The following is an 18560-nucleotide window of genomic DNA, read 5'->3' as shown; positions in this document are numbered from 1 at the left end:
GGATTGGGATCATGACCGCAAAAAGCTGGGCCTACGAGGATTTCACCGAGGGCGCATCGATCGACCTCGGCGCCAAGCAGGTGAGTGCGGCCGAAATCATCGGATTCGCCACCGAATTCGACCCGCAGCCGATGCATCTCGACGAAGCCGCCGGCAAGGCCAGCATCCTTGGCGGCTTGGCCGCCTCCGGCTGGCACACCTGCGCGATCTTCATGCGCATGCTGTGCGACGCCTTCCTGCTCGACTCGACCGCGCAAGGCGCGCCCGGCATCGACCAGGTCAAATGGAAGAAGCCGGTGCTGGCCGGCGACACACTGGCCGGCAGCACCAGCGTGCTTGCCAGGCGCCTGTCGAAATCCAGGCCTCAGCTCGGCCTCGTCACCTTGCGCAGCGAACTGTTCAACCAGCGCGGTGAAAGCGTCTTCGAACTTGAGAACACTGTCATGTTCTTGACCCGCGAGACCGGCGCATGAGCCTCGACGCGTTCTTCCGCATCGGCGATACCATCAACCTCGGTTCGCACACATTCGAAGCCGAGGCGATCAAGGCGTTCGCCCGCAAGTACGATCCACAGGTCTTTCATGTCGACGAGGAGGCGGCGAAGAAAAGCGTGTTCGGCCGCCTCTGCGCCTCAGGCTGGCACACCGCGGCCACCTGGATGAAGCTCAATCTCAAAAATCCTATGGACGCTTCTCAATGGACCGGACCCGGCCCGGTACCAGAATTCGGCCCCTCGCCCGGCTTCAGGAATCTGAAATGGACAAAGCCGGTCTATGCCGGCGAAACCGTCACCTTCATGCGCACGGCCGTCTCCCACCGCCCGCTCGCCAATCGCCCCGGCTGGCGGCTGCTCGCGCTGCGCTCGGAAGGATTCGATTCGACGGGCGACAAGGTGCTGGAGTTCGACAGCGCCGTGCTGGTGAAGGCTGGGTAGGGGGTAGGTTTTAGGCAGTAGGGATTAGGCAGCAGTGGGTGCTGCGCCTTGCACGGAATGCGGAGCTTCCCTCCCTACTCCCTACTCCCTACTCCCTACTCCCTAATGCCCCTCAAACCCGATCAACGTCCGTACCGGCACGCCCAGCGCTTCGAGCTTCGCCCGTCCGCCGAGATCCGGCAGGTCGATGACGAAGCACGCGGCAAGAATATCGGCGCCGATCTGCCTTAGCAGCTTGACCGCCGCCTCCGCCGTGCCGCCGGTCGCGATCAGGTCGTCAACCAGGATCACCTTCTCGCCCGGCGCAACGCCGTCCTTGTGCATCTCCATCTCGTCCAGCCCGTATTCCAGGCTGTAGGCGACGCGTACCGTCTCGTAAGGCAGCTTGCCCTTCTTCCGGATCGGCACGAAACCGGCCGAAAGCTGGTGCGCGACCGCACCGCCGAGGATGAAGCCGCGTGCCTCGATGCCGGCGATCTTGTCGATCTTCTGGCCGGCATAGGGATGCACCAGCTCGTCGATGGCGCGGCGGAAGGCGCGCGCATTGCCGAGCAAAGTGGTGATGTCGCGAAACAGGATGCCGGCCTTGGGGTAGTCCGGAATGGTGCGGATCGCGGCGAGCAGCGTGTCTTCGAGCGAGGATTTCATGGGTCGAGATTACCTGAAACGGAGGTTGTTGCGCGACAATTGTTCGATCGAACTGCAGCCCATCAGCTTCATGCCGCGCTCGATCTCGACCCGCATCTGCTCCAGCGCCCGCTCTACGCCCGGCTGGCCGGCCGCCGCTAGCGGGAACAGATAATAGCGGCCGACGCCAACAGCCTTGGCGCCGAGCGACAGCGCCTTCAGCACATGGGTGCCGCGCTGCACGCCGCCATCCATGATGACGTCTATTCTGTCGCCGACGGCATCGACGATCTCGGCCAGTTGGTCGAACGCCGCCCGCGAGCCGTCCAGCTGCCGGCCGCCATGGTTGGACAGCACAATGCCGCTGCAGCCGATCTCGACGGCGCGCTTGGCATCCTCCACCGACATGACGCCCTTGAGACAGAACGGACCTCCCCACAGTCTGACCATCTCGGCAACATCGTCCCAGGTCATCGACGGATCGAGCATCTCGGTGAAGTAGCGGCTGATCGACATCGTGCCGCCGCCCATGTCGACATGCTCGTCGAGCTGCGGCAGCTTGAACCCCTCATGGGTGAAATAGTTGATCGCCCAGCCCGGCTTCAGCGCGAACTGCAGCATGCCGGCAAGGTTGAGCTTGAAGGGGATGGCAAAGCCGGTGCGCTTGTCGCGCTCGCGGTTGCCTCCGGTGATGCTGTCGACGGTCAGCATCATCACTTCGACTCCAACCGCTTTCGCCCGCTGCATCATCGCCCGGTTGAGGCCGCGATCCCGGTGGAAATAGAACTGGTAGACCTGCGGGCTGCTGCTGATCTTGCGCGCTTCCTCAAGACTGACAGTGCCGAGCGAGGACACGCCGAACATCGTGCGGAATTTGGCCGAAGCCTTGGCCACCGCGCGCTCGCCTTGATGATGGAACAGCCGCTGCAAGGCGGTCGGCGAGCAATAGACGGGCATGGCCAGCTTCTGGCCCATCACCGTCACCGACATGTCGATCTCGCTTACCCCGCGCAGCACGTTGGGAACGAGGTCGCAGCGCTCGAAGCTCTCGGTGTTGCGGCGATAGGTGACCTCGTCGTCGGCCGCGCCATCGATGTAGTTGAAGATTGGCCCAGGCAACCGCTGCTGGGCCATGCGCCGGAAATCGGAAAAGTTGTGACAGTCGCGTAGCCGCATCATCGATTCCCAGGTGTCTTATCGCCGGCAATCCTTCATCACCGGTCGCGCGTGCATACCAATCACATGGCGCCCTGCCAACGGACTTGTTCGACCAGGCGGGTGGTTGCACCCAAGGCGACAGCCCCCTGCCCGCTTCGGCAAGCAAAAAGGGCGCCCGAAGACGCCCTTTCCGATTTCACAGGGGTAGCGGCGGTTAGTGGGCCACGCCTTCCCATACCTTGCGCTTGGTCAGATACATCAGTGCCCCAAACAGAAGCAGAAACACCAGCACGCGGAAGCCGGTCTTCTTGCGGTCTTCCATATGCGGCTCGGCCGCCCACATCAGGAACGCCGAGACGTCGCGCGAATACTGGTCGATCGTCTGCGGCGAACCGTCATCGTAGGTGACCTGGCCGTCGGAGAGCGGCTTGGGCATCTTCAGCGACACGCCGGACATGAAGTATGGATTATAGTGGGTGCCTTCGGGGATCACCATGCCGGCAGGTGGCGTCTCGTCGTAGCCGGTCAGCAACGAATGGATGTAGTCCGGGCCGCCCTGCGCATATTGCGTGAATATGTCGAAGACGAAGCGCGGGAAGCCGCGCTCGACGCCGCGGGCCTTGGCCAGCAGCGACATATCCGGTGGGGCAGCGCCGCCGTTGGAAGCGGCAGCCGCCTCCTCATTGGCGAACGGCGCCGGGAAATGGTCGGACGGCTTGCCCGGCCGGTCGAACATGTCGCCGGCATCGTTGGGTCCATCATGGATGGTGTACTCAGCCGACAGGGACTTGATCTGCGCTTCCGAATAGCCGAGGTCCTCCAGCGTGCGGAACGCCACCAAATTCATCGAGTGGCAGGCCGAGCAGACTTCCTTGTAGACCTTCAAGCCACGCTGCAGCTGCGCCTTGTCGTAGGTGCCGAACGGACCGGCAAAAGTCCAGTCCATCTCCTTCGGCTCGTGGATCGGGAAATGCGTCGGTGCCGCCGCGTTGTGCGCCTCTTCAGCGGCGATCGCCACACTGCCGACGGCTCCGATGCCAGCGGCAAACACGCCTAGCAGGGCGAGCGAGGTGAGAATCTTTTTCATGCCAAATCCCCTTAGATTCTCACTCAGCCTTTGGTTTCCGGCGCCGCGGTCGCACCGGCCGGATGTCCCCCTCCGGCACCCTTGTTCTTCTCCAGCACCGCCTCGGTGATCGAATTCGGCAGTCTGCGTGGCGTCTCGATCAGGCCAAGCACCGGCAGGATGACGAGGAAGAAGGCGAAGTAGAACAGTGTCGCCGCTTGAGCGTAGCCAACGTAGTTGCCCGAGACCTCACCTATCAGGAGGGTCAACAGACCGCCGCCTTCCGCCGGCTGCGAGCCAAGCCAGCCAAGCAGGACAGCGTCGGCGACGAACAGCCAGAAGAACAGCTTGTACCAGGGCCGGTAGACCGCCGAGCGCACCTTGGAGGTGTCGAGCCACGGCACCAGGAACAGCATGACGATGGCGCCGAACATGCACAGCACGCCACCGAGCTTGGAGTTGATCGGCCCGATGTTGAAGGTGATCGCGCGCAGGATCGCGTAGAACGGCAGGAAGTACCATTCCGGCACGATGTGGGCCGGCGTCTTCAGCGGGTTGGCGATCGTGTAATTGTCCGGATGGCCGAGAAAGTTCGGCAGGTAGAAGACGAAATAGGCAAAGAAGAACAGGAACACGATCATGCCGAATGCATCCTTGATGGTCGCATAGGGCGTAAAGGCAACGGTGTCGGTCTTCGATTTCACCTCGATGCCGGTCGGGTTCGACTGGCCGACCACATGCAGCGCCCAGACGTGCAGCACGACGACGCCGGCAATCATGAACGGCAGCAAATAGTGCAGCGCAAAGAAGCGGTTGAGCGTCGGGTTGTCGACGGCGAAACCGCCGAGCAGCAGTTCCTGGATCCAGTTTCCGACCAGCGGAATGGCGCTGAAGAAGCCGGTGATGACGGTGGCGCCCCAGAAGCTCATCTGACCCCAGGGCAGCACATAGCCCATGAAGCCGGTCGCCATCATCAGCAGATAGATGATGCAGCCGAGGATCCACAGCAGCTCACGCGGCGCCTTGTAGGAGCCGTAATAAAGCCCGCGGAAGATGTGGATGTAGACAGCGACGAAGAAGAACGAGGCGCCGTTGGAATGCATGTAGCGCAACAGCCAGCCCGAATTGACGTCGCGCATGATCTTCTCGACCGAATTGAAGGCGAGGTTGGTGTCGGCGGTATAGTGCATGGCCAGCACGATACCGGTCAGGATCTGCGCCACCAGCATGATCGTGAGGATGCCGCCGAAGGTCCACGCATAGTTAAGGTTGCGCGGCACCGGATAGGCGATGAAGCTGTCATATACCATGCGCGGCAGCGGCATGCGGGCGTCGAACCAGCGTTCGATACCGGTCTTGGGCGTATAGGTCGAGTGTCCCTCGCTCATCGAATTATCCCCTGCCTCAACCGATGAGGATTTTGGTATCGGAAATGAACTTGAATACCGGCACGGCCATATTTTCCGGCGCCGGGCCTTTGCGGATGCGGCCGGCGGTATCGTACACCGAACCGTGGCACGGGCAGAACCAGCCGCCGAAATCGCCTTCCTGGCCAAGCGGAATGCAGCCCAGATGCGTGCAAACCTGCACCATCACCATCCAGGCTTCCTTGCCGGGCGTGGTGCGGTTGGCGTCGGTCGCCGGCGCATCGGCGGGCAGATTGGCGTTGCGGGCGATAGGATCCTTGAGGTCGGCAAGGTTCACGGCTTCGCCGTCCTTCATCTCCTGCTCGGTGCGATTGCGCACCACGACCGGCTTGCCGCGCCATTTGACAATCAGCGACATGCCAGGCGTCAGCGAGGCGACATCAACCTCGACCGAGGCGAGCGCCAGCGTCGAGGCATCGGGGCGCATCTGGTCGATGAACGGCCAGGCAACGGCGCCTGCGCCAACGACTGCGGCCATGCCGGTGGCGACGTAGAGAAAATCACGACGGTTGGGATCCTGGGTGTCGGTTGCGCTCACGGGTGCCTGATCCTTTCGCCTCTTCCGAGCCGGCGGCCGAGCTTTGTCCCCGCTCCATCGCGCCGGCCCGACAGCGCATGGCGAACAAGCTAGCGAATTCCTCCGGCATTTGGATTTCGGTTTATGCGTGAAGCCCGTTTTTGTCCAGCGGGCTGAAGCCACAAGGGCAGATTGTCGCGGGCGTTCCGCACGAAGAGAAATTTGACGAGCTTGGCCGAATGTAGCAATATGTCTACATCTTCCGGATGGAGGTGTTGATATGAATATCTCGACGAAGACGATAACCATCATGTCGAGCCGTGAATTCAACCAGGACACGGCGCATGCCAAAAGGGCAGCCAAGAACGGGCCGGTCATCATTACCGACCGCGGCAAGCCCTCCCATGTGCTGATGTCGATGGAGGAATATGAGCGTTTAGGGAAGAAGCCGAGAAGCCTCGCGGACGCGATTGCCGATGATCGCCCCGAAGCAGATTTCGACTGGGAACCACCTCGCCTGGAAGGACCGTTTTTCAAGATTCCCGAACTCGACTGATGTTCATTCTTGACACCAATGTCGTTTCGAATCTGCGTCGTCGGGACAAGGCCGATCGCAACGTTTTGGCCTGGTCAGAGACCCACGACATCGCCAGCTTTTTCATGTCGGTCATTTCGATCCTGGAACTCGAAATCGGAACATTGCTCTTGTCGAGGAAGGATACTCGCCAGGCCACCATGTACCGTGAGTGGTTGGATCAGACACTCATTCCACAGTTTGACGACCGGATATTGAGCATAGACACGGCTGTTGTCGTGCGTTGCGCAAACCTCCACGTTCCCGATCCAAAGCCGGAGCGCGACGCCCTCATAGCCGCTACCGCGCTCGTCAAAAACTTGACAGTCGTGACCCGCAACACCAAGGATTTTGAAGGCACCGGCGTGAAGCTTTTCAACCCCTGGATACCGACGAAGGGTTAGAGGCTATGGCACACATCATCGACCGCGAGACCTGGACCAGGACGCCCGGCCGCTGGCAGGGCGAACTGCAATGCGGCGCCTACGACTCCAACTCCTGCCTGATTTTCAACTATCAGGAAGAGATTGGCGGCGGCCCGCGCCTGCACACGCATCCCTATTGTGAAATCTTCATCATCCGGCAAGGCACCGGCCTGTTCACGATCGGCGACCAGCAGATAGAGGCCACGGCCGGCCAGATCCTGATCGTGCCGCCCGATACGCCGCACAAATTCACCAATCTTGGCCCAGGCCCGCTCGAAACGACCGACATCCACGAAAACGGCAGCTTCATCACCGAATGGCTGGAATGATTGTTGCCGGCTGGTGACCTCTAGCTTGCACCGAGCCTGACCAGCACGGCCCTTGGGATATCGTATTCGCGGATGGCCGACTCATGCCGGCGCAGGCCGCAGAGTTCACGCTGGATGAAATAGGCGTGCACCGCCGCGGCAGCCTCCTTGAGCAGCCGCGGTCGCTGCTCCTCGTCGCCGTTGTTCTGACGGAGCTTGGCCAGCGTTTCCTCGACCCGTTGGCCGGCACGGCCGAGCGCTGCGGCCTTTTCAGCCAGTATCTCATGGCCGAGGGCGTCGAACGCGGCTTCGGCAGCCGAGGCGCCTAGGGATGGCGGACGCAGTGACATCTCAGCCTCCTTTTATGTCTTGAGAGAGCATCATGCGGTGCGTGACGAATTCTTCGCTCACCACCGGCTGGAAACCAAGCCGTTCATAGAACCCAAAGGCTTATTGTGGCGCGCGGGTGTTCAGCACGGCAAAATGCTGACGTGCCCTGTCAATGACGGTCTCGACCAGCATGCGGCCAATGCCGCTGCGGCGATGACGCGCGCTGACGAACAGGTGCCTGACCCGGCCGTGGTCCCTGCCTTCGAAATAAGGGTCGATGTTCAACCCGCACACACCAGCGAGTTCTCGGCCATGCCATGCACCAAACAGCGCCTCGCCTCGTTTCAGGAACTTGTTGCGGCCGCCCGCCCAGCCATCCGCCAGCCGCACCAGCATCCAGTAGCCTTCCAGCCGGCTCTCCTCCTTCAGCGCATCGAAGGCCGGCGCGGTTGGCCGCAGCCGCTTGAGGACGTAGCCGACATCAGGCGACGCTGCCATGCCCTACTCCGCCGGCCGTGTCTCTTCCAGCACGCTTTCCTCGTGGTAGAGGAAGCCGCCGGACTGCCGCTTCCACAGCCGCGCATAGAGCCCGTCGAGCGCCACCAGCTCGTCATGCGTGCCCTGTTCGACGATGCGGCCTCCGTCCAGCACCACAAGACGGTCGAGCGCGGCGATGGTCGACAGCCGGTGCGCTATGGCGATGACCGTCTTGTTCTCCATCAGCCTGGCCAGATTCTCCTGGATCGCCGCCTCGATGTCGGAATCGAGCGCCGAGGTCGCCTCGTCGAGGATCAGGATCGGCGCATCCTTGAGGAAGACGCGGGCGATCGCGACGCGCTGGCGCTGGCCGCCCGACAGTTTCACGCCGCGCTCGCCGACAAAAGCCTCGTAGCCGGTACGGTCCCGGTTGTCGCGCAGGCCCAATATGAACTCGTGCGCCTCGGCCTTCTTCGCCGCCGCGATCACCTCGGCGTCAGTTGCATCCGGCATGCCGAGCTTGATGTTGTCGCGTAGCGAGCGGTGGAACAGCGCCGTGTCCTGGCTGACCACGCCGATATTGGCGCGCAGCGAGTTCTGCGTCACCTCGGCGACGTCTTGCCCGTCGATCAGGATTTTGCCGCTCTCGAGGTCGTAGAGGCGCAAGATGAGGTTGGCGAGCGTCGTCTTGCCCGCGCCGGACGGCCCGACCAGCCCGACCTTCTCGCCAGGCTTGACCACAAGGTCGATGCCATTCAGCACGCCAAAACCCTTGCCGTAGTGGAACTCGACATTCTTCACCTCGATGCGGCCGCCGGCGACGACAAGCTCTTTCGCATCCGGCGCATCGACAAGGCCAAGCGGCTGCGAGATCAGCGCCTTGGAGTTTTCCAGGACGCCGAGATTTCGCAATATGCCGTTGAGCTGCATCATCACGCGCCCGAGCAGCATGTTGAGCCGCAAGACCAGCGACAGCGTGAACGCGACGGCGCCGACGGTGATCGACCCTTCGACCCAGAGATAGACGGCAAAGCAGCCAATTGCGGTGATCATGATGCCCGACAGCGTCGTCAGCGCCATGCGCACGCCGGTCAGCCGGCGGGTGAAGGGCCGTAGTGCATCGAGATAGATGTCGAAGCCGTTCTTGATGTAGCGGTCGTCGCCGTCGGCCGAGAATAGCTTCAGCGTCTGCACGTTGGAATAGGAATCGATGATGCGCCCATTGATCATCGAGCCAGCTTCAGCCGTGGCTCGGCATGCCTGCGGATCGAGGGCAGATAGAGCTTGGCCAGCCAGGCGAACGCGAGGATCCAGATCACCACCAGCACGGCCAGGCGCAGATCCAGCCCGGCGACCAGCGCCAAGGTCGTCACCGTATAGATGAGCATGAACCAGATGACCTCGATGAAGCTCTCCATCAGGTCGCCAGTCGCCTGCCCCGCCTGCCAGACTTTTGTCGCGATACGGCCGGCGAAATCGTTCTGGAAGAAGGTGTAGGACTGGCGCGATACGTGCCGGTGCGCCTGCCAGCGCACCAGATTGTAGAACCCCGGCGTGATCGTCTGTTCGTTGACCAGCGCCGACAGGCCGACGACGATGGTGCGGATGACCAGCACCACTGCGATCATGAAGACAAGCTCAGGCCCGGCGGCGGTCCACAGGGCGTCCCAGCTGCGCTCGCCGGGAAGCTGATCGAGAATATCGACCAGCCGCCCGACGAAGTAGAAAAGCCCGGCCTCGATCAGCGGCGCGATGCCGCCGATGACCAGCATGGCGAAGAAGGCGAACTTCGCCTGGCCGACATAGTGCCAGAGGAAGCCGCCGACGCTTGGCGGTGGCCGAAGGTCCGCCGGCTCCCTGAACGGATAGACCCAGTCCTCGAACCAGCGATAGACGGCTGTCATCATGCTGACGTCATCACTCTGCGGCTTCACCCTTCACGCCGATGTCGTTGGCAACAGCGTCATTGGCGGCATCGACCGGACCGTCATCGAGCAGGAACCCGCCCGACTGGCGCTGCCAGAGCTGCGCGTAGAGCCCGCCGCTGGCGACGAGTTCCTCGTGCGACCCCTCCTCGATGACACGGCCCTTGTCGAGGACGACGAGCCTGTCCATCGCCGCGATGGTCGACAGCCGGTGCGCAATGGCGATGACGGTCTTGCCTTGCATGAGCTTGTAGAGATTCTCCTGGATGGCGGCCTCGGCTTCGGAATCCAGCGCCGACGTCGCTTCGTCAAGGATAAGTATCGGTGCGTCCTTCAACATAACGCGAGCAATGGCGATGCGTTGCCGCTGGCCGCCGGACAATTTGACGCCGCGGTCGCCGACATGAGCGTCGAGCCCTTTACGTCCGGTGTGATCCGAAAGCCTGCCGATAAACTCCAGCGCCTCGGCCCGCCCGGCTGCCTCGACAACCATTTCCTCCGTCGCATCGGGCCGCCCGTAAAGGATATTGTCGCGCACAGAACGATGCAGCAGCGAAGTGTCCTGCGTCACCATGCCGATCTGCGCGCGCAGCGAATCCTGCGTCACCGAAGCGATCTCCTGGCCGTCGATCAGGATCCGGCCGTTCTCGAGGTCGTAGAACCGCAACAGGAGATTGACCAGCGTCGACTTGCCCGCGCCCGAGCGCCCGACAATGCCGACTTTCTCGCCGGGCTTCACCGTCAGCGACAGGTTCTCGATGACGCCCTTCTGCTTGCCATAGTGGAAACGAATGTCGTCGAAGCGGATCTCGCCCTTGGTGACGGCAATGTCCTTCGCCCCCGGCCGGTCTTCGACCAGGCGCGGCAGCGAGATCGAGGCGATACCGTCTTGCACCGTGCCGATGTTCTCGAACAGGCTCGACATTTCCCACATGATCCACTGCGACATGCCCCACATACGGAGCACGAGGCCGATGACCACGGCGACGGCGCCGATCGTCACCGCCTGGCCGAGCCACAGCCACAGCGCCGTCGCCGTCACCGAAAACAGGAGCAGCGCGTTGAGGATATAGAGCAGGCCGTAAAGCACCGTCACCAGCCGCATCGACCGGTAGACCGTGTCGAGGAAGCCTGCCATGCCTTCTTTGGCGAACGTTGCTTCGCGCCGTGCATGGGAAAACAACTTGACCGTCTGGATGTTGGTGTAGCTGTCAACGACGCGGCCGGTCATAGTCGAGCGCGCATTGGCCTGCGCCTCGCCGACCTTGCCCAGCTTCGGGATGATATAGCGCAACAACCCGATATAGCCGAGCAGCCAGACGCCGAGAGGTGCCGCCAGCCGCAAGTCGGCCGAGCCGACGATGAACAGCATGCCGAGGAAATAGACGATGACGTAATTGAGCACCTCGATCACCTTGATGACGCATTCGCGCACGGCGAGTGCCGTCTGCATCAGCTTGGTGGCGATGCGGCCGGCAAATTCGTCCTGGTAGAAGCTCATCGACTGCTTCAAGAGATAACGATGCACCTGCCATCGGATGCGCATGGGGTAGTTGCCCATCAGCGTCTGCTGGTTGAGCAAAGAATGCAGCCATACCGTACCCGGCAGCGCGAACAGCACGACGAAGGCCATGCCGGCAAGCTTCCAGCTCTCGGTCTGCAGGAAGGTTTCGCGGTTCTGCCCGGACAGCCAGTCGACGATGTGGCCCATGAAGCCGAACATCCACACTTCCGCGATGGCAATCGCCGTCACCAGCACCGCGTCGACGATGATGTATGGCCAGGCGCCGCGCGTATAATGCACGCAGAAGGCAACCAGCGTCTTCGGCGGCTCGACCGGTTCCGCTGCGGGGAACGGATCGAGCCTTCTTTCAAACCAGCTAAACATAGTGATGCTCACAAAACTGTTGTCCGCTCATGCGGCGCGGGAAAAATCCCCGGGGCGCTCCGCGTCCCCAGACCGTACGTCGGCGGGGACTGACGGCCCGGAATCACCCGGGCCATCGGTCCTGCTTCGCGCAATATAGGGACTTGCGGGCTTTTCACCGACAGAAGCCTTCGACTGAGCTGACGGCACGCCGCCGCCAGTCCGGTTTTTCGCGCCCGGCCGGATCAGCCGGATGATCCGGCGCACCAGCGACGGCCGGCTGTGGTCGGGAACCGCACGCGAGAAATCGACATCCGGCAACATGCCGCGATGCGGACGCCGGCGCGTCTCGGCATGAACCGCCGACGAATAGGTCTCGCCGACTAGCAACGCCCAGGTCGCCGTCTTGCGTTCGTGCAGGCTTCTTGAACCAGGTATCTTATAGGGATCGAACATCGGTCCGTCCTCCGTGTGAAAATAGACATAAAAAGGCGAAGCAATGTCGTGCGCCGGCCTTCGGCCGGAGGCACGGATTGCATCCGTCGGGACACGAGGATAGGCCTCGGTCGCGACATGCTCAGCTGGGGCGCTTGGCCCCTTTGACCGTTTGAAAAACATCGCAGGATTCCTTCGAGAGCCGAAAATTGGGTTCGGCGGGAATCGGTGCGATCAGATCTAAGAGATCAGGTAAATCGTCGTACCGAAACCGCCAGCAGGCAGGTAAGCCCACGGGAGGGGCGCTGGATGTGCATGGTCATCATGAAATACCCCTCCATCGGTTCGGGTTGACAATGCGTGCGGTATAATCGACTTCGCAGAAAATGGCCACCCGCAGGTCCAGCAATTTCCAAAACCAGCCACCCGCTGTGGCCGATCTGCCACTTATTAGAAAGACGCGGAAATGAACCACCGTCTCCGCATCGCCCTCTACCAGCCTGACATCGCCGGCAACACCGGAACAATCCTGCGCTTCGCCGCCTGCCTCGGCCTTGGCGTCGACATTATCGAACCAGCCGGCTTTCCGCTCTCCGACAAAGCGCTCAAGCGCGCCGGGATGGACTACCTCGAAATGGCTGCCCTGACCCGGCATGTCGACTGGAACGCCTTCGAGGATTGGCGCAAGGGCCAAGCCTGCCGGCTGGTGCTGCTCACCACCAAAGCCGCGACCCCCTATACGGGCTTCAGCTTCGCCCAAGGCGACATCCTGCTGTTCGGCCGCGAATCCGCCGGCGTGCCGGATCCTGTCCATCAGGCGGCGGATGCGCGGCTGACGATCCCGATGCAGCCGGGCACGCGCAGCATCAACGTCGCGCTGTCCGTCGCCATGGTCGCCGGTGAAGCCATCCGGCAACTCGGCTAGAACCTTCAACGCGTTGTCGTCATCGCCAACGGCCCTTGCGTCTTGCATCATTCTCACCCAGGCGCACATCGCCTTCTCCTCAATTGCCCTATCGACATTTCCTGGCTACAAGCTCAACTTAAGTTGAGGTCAAGCGGAAAATCGAGATGGCTCCGGTAAAGGAATTGACGGTCGGCCAGTTGGCCATGCGCAGCGGCGTGGCGGTGTCGGCGCTGCATTTCTACGAGGCGCGCGGGCTGATCCGCAGCCACCGCACGTCGGGCAACCAGCGGCGCTATGGCCGCGACGTGCTGCGGCGGGTGGCGATCATCCGGATCGCCCAGGAGGTCGGCATCTCGCTGGCCGAGATCGGCGCCGCACTTGAATCGCTGCCAGAAGGCCGTACCCCGACGCGCGAGGACTGGAACCTGTTGTCGACCGGCTGGCGCGACGACCTCGATCGCAAGATCACTCAGCTAAAGAAGCTGCGCGACGGCCTTACCGACTGCATCGGCTGCGGCTGCATGTCGATCGACAAATGCCCGCTGCGAAACAGGGAAGATCGCTTGAGTGCGCAAGGGCCGGGCGCAAGGCGACTGCTTGTGGAATCCTAATCCGCCGCGGGCAGCCGCCGTATGGTGAATTCGATTACGTCGCCCGGCCGCTCGAACCAGCTTTCGATCTCGGTCCAGTAGGCCTGCTTGGGAAAACGCTCGAACCATTCCTTGGCCTTGAGCCGCGCATCCGGGCGCGGCAGGACGAAGGTCTCGCGCAAAAACCCGTCACGCGGCATGCGCTCGCGCTCGGCGCGTGAACGATCGAGCCTTTTCTTCAGGCCATGCAGCGGCGGTCTTGCCGGCGTGCGCATGAAAGAACTCCTGGGCCGAACCAGATGACACTTGACCCTTGCCCCTAAGAGATTAGGGATCGCGCCCGGAAAAGGCTAGTGGTCCGATTCCAACATTCGCCTCCCTAATCCCCAGGCGCCGTTGCGAATGTTGGAATCACAAGGACCACTAGCAAGTTTATGTTTCTGGTGGAGTTTTCGAATTTGACATTTGCATCGTGCCCTGCGCCACGCTGTGTGCAAATGTCAAATTCACTCCACTAGGTCCTTTGTCGGCCGCGACCGGAGACAGCATTTTGGAACGACCAGAAATACCGGCAGGCCTGCCACCCGACATCGAACAGAAGAAAATGAAGGCTAGGCTCTGGTTCGAGACGCTGCGCGAGCGCATTTGCACAACCTTCGAGCAGATCGAACAGGAACTGCAGGGACCACTGGCCGAATGGTCGCCCGGCAGCTTCGAGAAGACGCCGTGGGAACGCGACAATGGAAAGGGCGGCGGCGGCGCCATGGCGATGATGCGCGGCCGCGTCTTCGAGAAGGTCGGCGTCCATACTTCGACCGTCTATGGCGAATTCTCGCCCGAATTCAGGAAGCAGATGCCCGGCGCCGAGGAAGACCCGAGCTTCTGGGCATCAGGCATTTCGTTGATCGCGCATCCCTGGAACCCCAACGTGCCGGCCGTGCACATGAACACCCGCATGGTCGTGACGTCGCGCCACTGGTTTGGCGGCGGCGCCGATCTGACGCCGGTGCTCGACCGCAACCGCACGGAAGATCACCCCGACACGGTCGCCTTCCATCGAGCCATGCAGTTCGCCTGCGAGAAGAACGCTGCGATCGCCGACCACCCCAAATTCAAGGCCTGGTGCGACGAGTATTTCTATCTGCCGCACCGCCACGAGCCGCGCGGCGTCGGCGGCATCTTTTTCGACTGGCTGCATTCGGGGGAGGAGAAAGGCGGCTGGAATGCCGATTTGAACTTCGTCCAGGATGTCGGGCGTTCTTTCCTTGTCGTCTACGGACACCTGGTTCGCGCCCATTTCAACGAGAACTGGACCGACGACGACCGCGACGAGCAGCTCATTCGCCGCGGCCGTTACGTCGAATTCAACCTTCTTCACGATCGCGGCACCATCTTCGGCCTGAAGACCGGCGGCAATGTCGCTTCGATCCTGTCCAGCCTGCCGCCGGAGGTCAGGTGGCCGTAAAAAATCGGTGAGCGAAACGTGAGCCGCATTGACGTCCCATTCGCCGAATCTGGGCAGCCAATGTGGCATCGCCATTATCTTTTTCGTCTAATAGGCGATTGAAATAAAACGACTATTTGTCGTTTCGGGCCGGGAAGCGCCGGCGGTTCAGTCCCGAACCGCGACACGACGCTACCGGACGGCCCTGAACAAGGCGGAGCATTTTCCAAACGGATGCCCGCATTTCCAGGAGTATTACATGCGAAAGCTCATTGTTTCGGCAGCCGCCGCTGCCCTTCTCGCTTCCGGCTCGATTGCCTCTGCCGCGGTCAAGCACACCACGGGCACGGTCAAGACCTATGATGGCACGGCCATGAGCCTCGTTCTGGACGATGGATCGACCTTTACGCTGCCCAAGACCTTCAAGGATCCTGGCCTGAAGGCCGGCGAAAAGGTCCGCGTTTCCTGGGACATGAGCGGCAAGAACAAGGTTGCCGAGTCCGTCAAGATCGTGAAGTGACCGGGACAAGACCGAACGGTCTCGCCTTTGGCTTAGCCTGACAAGAGGGGCGGAGCAGCGCTGCTCCGCCTTTTTCGCACCACGGCAACCAAAATGGTCGAACCGTGTTATGCTAGCTCCCCCGTGCGTGCCCCCGAAACCGACTGCTGTGACAGGGCGCGGAACAGAGATGGCGGAGCTTCGTGTGCCATGAGAGGCACAGGCTCCAAGGAGGAAAGGAGAAAATCCCATGAAGGAATTCCATTGCGGCTCGCTGGTTCCCGGCTGTGAGTGGCACACGCGTGCCGGTGAGGAAGCCGAGGTCATGCGCCGCGCCGTCGACCATATGCGCGAGACACATGGCGAAACGGTCATTCGCGAGACGATGATCGAGGCGATCCGCTCGCGCATCGAGAAAGTTCGCGACGCGGCCTGAGCAGTCCTATCTGGCCTTCAAGGCTTCCGCGGCGCGCTCCAGCAGCGCGTCGCGATCGAGCGCAAAGCCGGACCCGATCCATTCCTTTTCCAGGTTTTTCAGGATCGCACCGAGTATTGGCCCCGGCGACGCGCCAAGCGCCGTCAGATCGCCGCCCTTGACTGGGAACACCGGTTTTTCCCATTTCAGCGCAAAAGCGAGCAGGCGCGAAAACCCGCCGGCCTGAACCAGCGCGTCATTGTCCTCGAGAGCCCGCGCTCGCGCCGACGCCAGCGACAGCCGCAGGCGATCGAGAAAACCCTGGCGCTCGCCGGAATAGAGTTTCTTGGCCAGTTCCGCTTCGCTTGTCTTGGGCTCGACGGCAGCCGTCAGCGCCCAGTGGCGCAGGCGCTCCGCCTCAGTGGTCGAAAGTTTCAGCCGCTCGGCCAGTGTCTTCATCCTCGCCGCATCGGGCGGCACGATCGCCTCCAGCCTGAGCAGCGGGTCCGGCGCCCAGCCCAGATCCTTTTCTGTCTTGGTCAGCCCATGAATGGCATCGATGCCCCATTTCTCGCTTTCCGGCAGGGCGCTGGTGAGCACGCCGGCCTGGCGCATCCACAGCAAGGCGCGCGACGGATCTGGGGCCGATAACAACTTCTTCAGCTCGGACCAGATGCGTTCGGCCGAGAGATGGGCGAGACCGTCCTTGAGCCGGGCGCAGGCCTTCAATCCCTCGGCATCGGGCCGACCCTCGCCATACCAGGCGAAAAAGCGGAAGAAACGCAGGATGCGCAGATAGTCTTCGCGGATCCGCTGCTCGGCATCGCCAATGAAGCGCAGCCTTCGTGCCTCGATATCGCCGACGCCGCCGACCAGGTCGACCACCGTCCCGTCAGCCTCCGCATAGAGCGCGTTGATGGTGAAATCGCGCCGTTCGGCGTCGGCCTTCCAGTCGCGGCCGAACGACACTTTGGCGCGGCGGCCATCGGTCTCGATGTCGGCGCGCAGCGTGGTGACCTCATAGGGCGCGCCGCCGGCAATCACCGTGATCGTGCCGTGCTCGATGCCGGTCGGCACCGCCTTGAAGCCCGCCGCCTCCGCGCGGCGAACGGTTTCCTCGGGCAGGCAAGTGGTAGCAACGTCGATATCGGCGACCAGCTGCCCAATCAGCGCATTGCGCACCGCGCCGCCCGCGATGCGGGCTTCCTCGCCGCCCTGCGCCAGCACGGCAAGCAGCCGCTGCAGATGCTTTTCACCCAGCCAGTCGGCTCTGCCCGCCAGCGATATCGGATCACTCAAGCATAGAGCCTTTCATAGAGCGTGCGGATGATGCCGGCGGTGACGCCCCAGATGCGCTGGCCGCCATAGGGCATATCGTAGAAGAACCATTCCAGGTCGTTCCACATGCGGCTGTCCCTGGTGTGGTTGGCCGGATCCATCAGGAACGAAAGCGGCACTTCGAAGGCGGCGTCGACCTCGTCGGAATTGAGCGACAGCGTAAAACCGGGCTCGACGATCGCCAGCACCGGCGCGATGCGATAGCCGCTGCCGGCGACATAATCGGGCATGCGGCCGATGATCTCGATGCGGTCATGGCCGAGGCCGATCTCCTCGAAGGTCTCGCGCAAGGCCGCTGCTTCCGGGGTCGCATCGGTGGGATCAATGGTGCCGCCAGGAAAAGCCACCTGCCCGGAATGGCTGCGCAGTTTTTCCGCCCGCTTGGTCAAAAGCACGGTCGCATCGCGTCCATGATCGACGACCGGGATCAGCACCGCGGCGTCGCGCAGCGCTTTGAGCTGCGTCAACCGTGGATGGCCGGGGTTGAAGCGATGATCGCCATAATCGTCGCCGGCATGGGCTTCAGCTTGCGCGGCGACCCGCGCGCGAAAATCCGCTGTGGAAAACGGCGGCGGCCTCACCTGATCCATCATGCGCTCAGCCGCTTCAGTTTTTCCGCCGGCATGATCGGATAGATTTCGCCTTTCGAGCGCACGGCAAACATCGTCTTGCCGCCAATATCGATCTCCTCGCCATGCTCGACCAGTTCGTACATCACCGGCCGCGCCACCAGCGCTTCCAGCCTCCCGCGCACCAGCACATAGGGCTTCAGGCCGCCGGTCTCGTTCTCGTCGACGAAGCGCAGCGGATGGCCAGGTCCGGCCTCGACGACATCGCCGACATTGGTGCGGAAAGTGATGGTCTGCTCGGCGCCGGCGCCGGAAACATCCATTTCAACCGCGATGAAAGGCGCGTCCACGACGCGGATGCCGACCCGTTCGACCGGCGTCACCAGATAGGTCCTGCCATCCTCGTCCTTGCGCAGCACGCTGGAAAACAGCTGCACCAGCGGCATGCGGCCGATCGGCGTGCCGAGATAGAACCACGTTCCGTCTTGTTTGATCTCCATGTCTAGATCGCCGCAAAAGTCGGGATTCCAGCGCTCCACCGGCGCCGCGCCCTTGCCGGCGCGAGCCGCACGCGAGATCAACGCTTCGAGACCGCGCGCCTCGGTTGCGGCAGTAAGGCTGTGCTCGCGATGTTCGGAGCGTTCCGTCATGGTCACGAAATAGTCACTGTTGTTCCGCTTGTCAGCCTAAGTCTGTGATTTAAATTCATTCGTAGGCGCCAGGCGAAG

23 protein-coding genes and 1 pseudogene are annotated in these 18560 nt (G+C 62.2%); 10 read left to right on the top strand and 14 right to left on the bottom strand.

Features of this window, described 5'->3' with window-relative positions; genetic code table 11:
• Window positions 1-11: 11 nt before the first annotated feature.
• Both NLY43_RS26460 and NLY43_RS26455 read left to right on the top strand, forming a co-directional pair.
• Window positions 12-473, top strand: a complete 462-nt coding sequence (locus NLY43_RS26460; RefSeq protein WP_023711140.1) for a MaoC family dehydratase — start codon at window positions 12-14, stop codon at window positions 471-473.
• Window positions 470-934: a MaoC family dehydratase gene (locus NLY43_RS26455; protein ID WP_023711139.1), complete on the top strand. Its 465-nt coding sequence runs from the start codon at window positions 470-472 to the stop codon at window positions 932-934. Before NLY43_RS26460 ends, NLY43_RS26455 begins: the two co-directional genes overlap by 4 nt.
• 102 nt (window positions 935-1036) lie before the next feature.
• On the opposite strand, the gene NLY43_RS26450 is transcribed toward NLY43_RS26455, so the two are convergent.
• From NLY43_RS26450 to petA, 5 genes are all read right to left on the bottom strand, one after another.
• Window positions 1037-1582, bottom strand: a complete 546-nt coding sequence (locus NLY43_RS26450) for an adenine phosphoribosyltransferase (RefSeq protein WP_023711138.1) — start codon at window positions 1580-1582, stop codon at window positions 1037-1039.
• Between the two features lie 9 nt (window positions 1583-1591).
• Window positions 1592-2737, bottom strand: coding sequence for an alpha-hydroxy acid oxidase (locus NLY43_RS26445; protein WP_023711137.1), 1146 nt, complete (start codon window positions 2735-2737; stop codon window positions 1592-1594).
• 196 nt (window positions 2738-2933) lie between these two features.
• A complete protein-coding gene (locus NLY43_RS26440; protein ID WP_023670029.1) occupies window positions 2934-3806 on the bottom strand; it encodes a cytochrome c1 in 873 nt (290 codons plus the stop codon).
• A gap of 23 nt (window positions 3807-3829) precedes the next feature.
• Window positions 3830-5173: a cytochrome b gene (locus tag NLY43_RS26435; RefSeq protein WP_023670028.1), complete on the bottom strand. Its 1344-nt coding sequence runs from the start codon at window positions 5171-5173 to the stop codon at window positions 3830-3832.
• A gap of 16 nt (window positions 5174-5189) precedes the next feature.
• Window positions 5190-5750 (bottom strand): ubiquinol-cytochrome c reductase iron-sulfur subunit, encoded by a 561-nt coding sequence (petA, locus tag NLY43_RS26430; protein WP_023670027.1) that lies wholly within the window; start codon window positions 5748-5750, stop codon window positions 5190-5192.
• A 259-nt stretch (window positions 5751-6009) separates the two neighbouring features.
• Here petA and NLY43_RS26425 point away from each other — a divergent pair, with 259 nt between their 5' ends.
• Genes NLY43_RS26425 through NLY43_RS26415 form a run of 3 tightly spaced genes read left to right on the top strand, consistent with a single transcriptional unit; the run spans window position 6010 to window position 7057 of the window.
• On the top strand, window positions 6010-6285 hold the full coding sequence (locus NLY43_RS26425) for a type II toxin-antitoxin system Phd/YefM family antitoxin (protein WP_031199226.1): 276 nt from the start codon (window positions 6010-6012) through the stop codon (window positions 6283-6285).
• Entirely contained in the window at window positions 6285-6707 is a 423-nt protein-coding gene (locus NLY43_RS26420) for a type II toxin-antitoxin system VapC family toxin (protein ID WP_023670025.1), read from the top strand. Before NLY43_RS26425 ends, NLY43_RS26420 begins: the two co-directional genes overlap by 1 nt.
• A gap of 5 nt (window positions 6708-6712) precedes the next feature.
• On the top strand, window positions 6713-7057 hold the full coding sequence (locus NLY43_RS26415) for a cupin domain-containing protein (protein WP_023683696.1): 345 nt from the start codon (window positions 6713-6715) through the stop codon (window positions 7055-7057).
• 20 nt (window positions 7058-7077) lie between these two features.
• On the opposite strand, the gene NLY43_RS26410 is transcribed toward NLY43_RS26415, so the two are convergent.
• The 5 genes and pseudogenes from NLY43_RS26410 to NLY43_RS26390 form a co-directional block, all read right to left on the bottom strand.
• Window positions 7078-7386, bottom strand: coding sequence for a DUF6665 family protein (locus NLY43_RS26410; protein ID WP_023670023.1), 309 nt, complete (start codon window positions 7384-7386; stop codon window positions 7078-7080).
• A gap of 100 nt (window positions 7387-7486) precedes the next feature.
• Window positions 7487-7864: a GNAT family N-acetyltransferase gene (locus NLY43_RS26405; protein WP_245263980.1), complete on the bottom strand. Its 378-nt coding sequence runs from the start codon at window positions 7862-7864 to the stop codon at window positions 7487-7489.
• A 3-nt stretch (window positions 7865-7867) separates the two neighbouring features.
• Window positions 7868-9750, bottom strand: a pseudogene (locus NLY43_RS26400) (ABC transporter ATP-binding protein).
• A 10-nt stretch (window positions 9751-9760) separates the two neighbouring features.
• Window positions 9761-11656, bottom strand: a complete 1896-nt coding sequence (locus tag NLY43_RS26395) for an ABC transporter ATP-binding protein (RefSeq protein WP_023711135.1) — start codon at window positions 11654-11656, stop codon at window positions 9761-9763.
• Between the two features lie 27 nt (window positions 11657-11683).
• The gene (locus tag NLY43_RS26390) at window positions 11684-12091 is read right to left on the bottom strand and encodes a hypothetical protein (RefSeq protein WP_023705916.1); all 408 of its coding nucleotides are present in this window, start codon (window positions 12089-12091) and stop codon (window positions 11684-11686) included.
• Between the two features lie 445 nt (window positions 12092-12536).
• On the opposite strand from NLY43_RS26390, the gene NLY43_RS26385 reads away from it, so the two are divergent.
• On the top strand, window positions 12537-12995 hold the full coding sequence (locus NLY43_RS26385) for a tRNA (cytidine(34)-2'-O)-methyltransferase (protein ID WP_023670018.1): 459 nt from the start codon (window positions 12537-12539) through the stop codon (window positions 12993-12995).
• Window positions 12996-13141: 146 nt separating this feature from the next.
• Window positions 13142-13588, top strand: a complete 447-nt coding sequence (gene soxR, locus NLY43_RS26380; RefSeq protein WP_023691595.1) for a redox-sensitive transcriptional activator SoxR — start codon at window positions 13142-13144, stop codon at window positions 13586-13588.
• Here the strand turns inward: soxR and NLY43_RS26375 are convergent.
• Window positions 13585-13842, bottom strand: coding sequence for a hypothetical protein (locus NLY43_RS26375; protein WP_023683688.1), 258 nt, complete (start codon window positions 13840-13842; stop codon window positions 13585-13587). The genes soxR and NLY43_RS26375 overlap by 4 nt on opposite strands.
• A gap of 275 nt (window positions 13843-14117) precedes the next feature.
• On the opposite strand from NLY43_RS26375, the gene hemF reads away from it, so the two are divergent.
• The 3 genes from hemF to NLY43_RS26360 all read left to right on the top strand — a co-directional run bounded on the left by hemF (window position 14118) and on the right by NLY43_RS26360 (window position 15946).
• Window positions 14118-15032 (top strand): oxygen-dependent coproporphyrinogen oxidase, encoded by a 915-nt coding sequence (hemF, locus tag NLY43_RS26370; protein ID WP_023695814.1) that lies wholly within the window; start codon window positions 14118-14120, stop codon window positions 15030-15032.
• Between the two features lie 238 nt (window positions 15033-15270).
• Window positions 15271-15531 carry a DUF1344 domain-containing protein gene (locus tag NLY43_RS26365; protein WP_023705918.1) on the top strand — a complete coding sequence of 87 codons (261 nt, stop codon included), beginning with the start codon at window positions 15271-15273 and terminating at the stop codon, window positions 15529-15531.
• 229 nt (window positions 15532-15760) lie between these two features.
• Window positions 15761-15946 (top strand): DUF1059 domain-containing protein, encoded by a 186-nt coding sequence (locus tag NLY43_RS26360; protein ID WP_023670013.1) that lies wholly within the window; start codon window positions 15761-15763, stop codon window positions 15944-15946.
• Window positions 15947-15952: 6 nt separating this feature from the next.
• Here the strand turns inward: NLY43_RS26360 and NLY43_RS26355 are convergent, their stop codons facing one another.
• The 3 genes from NLY43_RS26355 to NLY43_RS26345 are packed head-to-tail and all read right to left on the bottom strand — an operon-like array spanning window position 15953 to window position 18482.
• Window positions 15953-17224 (bottom strand): CCA tRNA nucleotidyltransferase, encoded by a 1272-nt coding sequence (locus NLY43_RS26355; RefSeq protein ID WP_031199225.1) that lies wholly within the window; start codon window positions 17222-17224, stop codon window positions 15953-15955.
• Window positions 17221-17853 carry a CoA pyrophosphatase gene (locus NLY43_RS26350; RefSeq protein ID WP_023683684.1) on the bottom strand — a complete coding sequence of 211 codons (633 nt, stop codon included), beginning with the start codon at window positions 17851-17853 and terminating at the stop codon, window positions 17221-17223. Before NLY43_RS26350 ends, NLY43_RS26355 begins: the two co-directional genes overlap by 4 nt.
• Window positions 17853-18482, bottom strand: a complete 630-nt coding sequence (locus NLY43_RS26345; RefSeq protein ID WP_023686147.1) for a DUF1285 domain-containing protein — start codon at window positions 18480-18482, stop codon at window positions 17853-17855. Before NLY43_RS26345 ends, NLY43_RS26350 begins: the two co-directional genes overlap by 1 nt.
• Between the last annotated feature and the right edge of the window lie 78 nt (window positions 18483-18560).

The organism is Mesorhizobium sp. C416B (assembly GCF_030323165.1).
Classification (GTDB): domain Bacteria; phylum Pseudomonadota; class Alphaproteobacteria; order Rhizobiales; family Rhizobiaceae; genus Mesorhizobium.
Note: the sequence above shows the minus strand (reverse complement) of the source record. Positions and strands in the feature narration are given on the sequence as shown.

Excerpts from the sequence above, each read along its gene's own strand:
- NLY43_RS26460 (WP_023711140.1), top strand. The coding sequence starts at position 12 with ATGACCGCAAAAAGCTGGGCCTACGAGGATTTCACCGAGGGCGCATCG.
- NLY43_RS26455 (WP_023711139.1), top strand. The coding sequence starts at position 470 with ATGAGCCTCGACGCGTTCTTCCGCATCGGCGATACCATCAACCTCGGT.
- NLY43_RS26450 (WP_023711138.1), bottom strand. The coding sequence starts at position 1,582 with ATGAAATCCTCGCTCGAAGACACGCTGCTCGCCGCGATCCGCACCATT.
- NLY43_RS26445 (WP_023711137.1), bottom strand. The coding sequence starts at position 2,737 with ATGCGGCTACGCGACTGTCACAACTTTTCCGATTTCCGGCGCATGGCC.
- NLY43_RS26440 (WP_023670029.1), bottom strand. The coding sequence starts at position 3,806 with ATGAAAAAGATTCTCACCTCGCTCGCCCTGCTAGGCGTGTTTGCCGCT.
- NLY43_RS26435 (WP_023670028.1), bottom strand. The coding sequence starts at position 5,173 with ATGAGCGAGGGACACTCGACCTATACGCCCAAGACCGGTATCGAACGC.
- NLY43_RS26425 (WP_031199226.1), top strand. The coding sequence starts at position 6,010 with ATGAATATCTCGACGAAGACGATAACCATCATGTCGAGCCGTGAATTC.
- NLY43_RS26420 (WP_023670025.1), top strand. The coding sequence starts at position 6,285 with ATGTTCATTCTTGACACCAATGTCGTTTCGAATCTGCGTCGTCGGGAC.
- NLY43_RS26415 (WP_023683696.1), top strand. The coding sequence starts at position 6,713 with ATGGCACACATCATCGACCGCGAGACCTGGACCAGGACGCCCGGCCGC.
- NLY43_RS26410 (WP_023670023.1), bottom strand. The coding sequence starts at position 7,386 with ATGTCACTGCGTCCGCCATCCCTAGGCGCCTCGGCTGCCGAAGCCGCG.
- NLY43_RS26405 (WP_245263980.1), bottom strand. The coding sequence starts at position 7,864 with ATGGCAGCGTCGCCTGATGTCGGCTACGTCCTCAAGCGGCTGCGGCCA.
- NLY43_RS26395 (WP_023711135.1), bottom strand. The coding sequence starts at position 11,656 with ATGTTTAGCTGGTTTGAAAGAAGGCTCGATCCGTTCCCCGCAGCGGAA.
- NLY43_RS26390 (WP_023705916.1), bottom strand. The coding sequence starts at position 12,091 with ATGTTCGATCCCTATAAGATACCTGGTTCAAGAAGCCTGCACGAACGC.
- NLY43_RS26385 (WP_023670018.1), top strand. The coding sequence starts at position 12,537 with ATGAACCACCGTCTCCGCATCGCCCTCTACCAGCCTGACATCGCCGGC.
- soxR (WP_023691595.1), top strand. The coding sequence starts at position 13,142 with ATGGCTCCGGTAAAGGAATTGACGGTCGGCCAGTTGGCCATGCGCAGC.
- NLY43_RS26375 (WP_023683688.1), bottom strand. The coding sequence starts at position 13,842 with ATGCGCACGCCGGCAAGACCGCCGCTGCATGGCCTGAAGAAAAGGCTC.
- NLY43_RS26365 (WP_023705918.1), top strand. The coding sequence starts at position 15,271 with ATGCGAAAGCTCATTGTTTCGGCAGCCGCCGCTGCCCTTCTCGCTTCC.
- NLY43_RS26360 (WP_023670013.1), top strand. The coding sequence starts at position 15,761 with ATGAAGGAATTCCATTGCGGCTCGCTGGTTCCCGGCTGTGAGTGGCAC.
- NLY43_RS26350 (WP_023683684.1), bottom strand. The coding sequence starts at position 17,853 with ATGGATCAGGTGAGGCCGCCGCCGTTTTCCACAGCGGATTTTCGCGCG.
- NLY43_RS26345 (WP_023686147.1), bottom strand. The coding sequence starts at position 18,482 with ATGACGGAACGCTCCGAACATCGCGAGCACAGCCTTACTGCCGCAACC.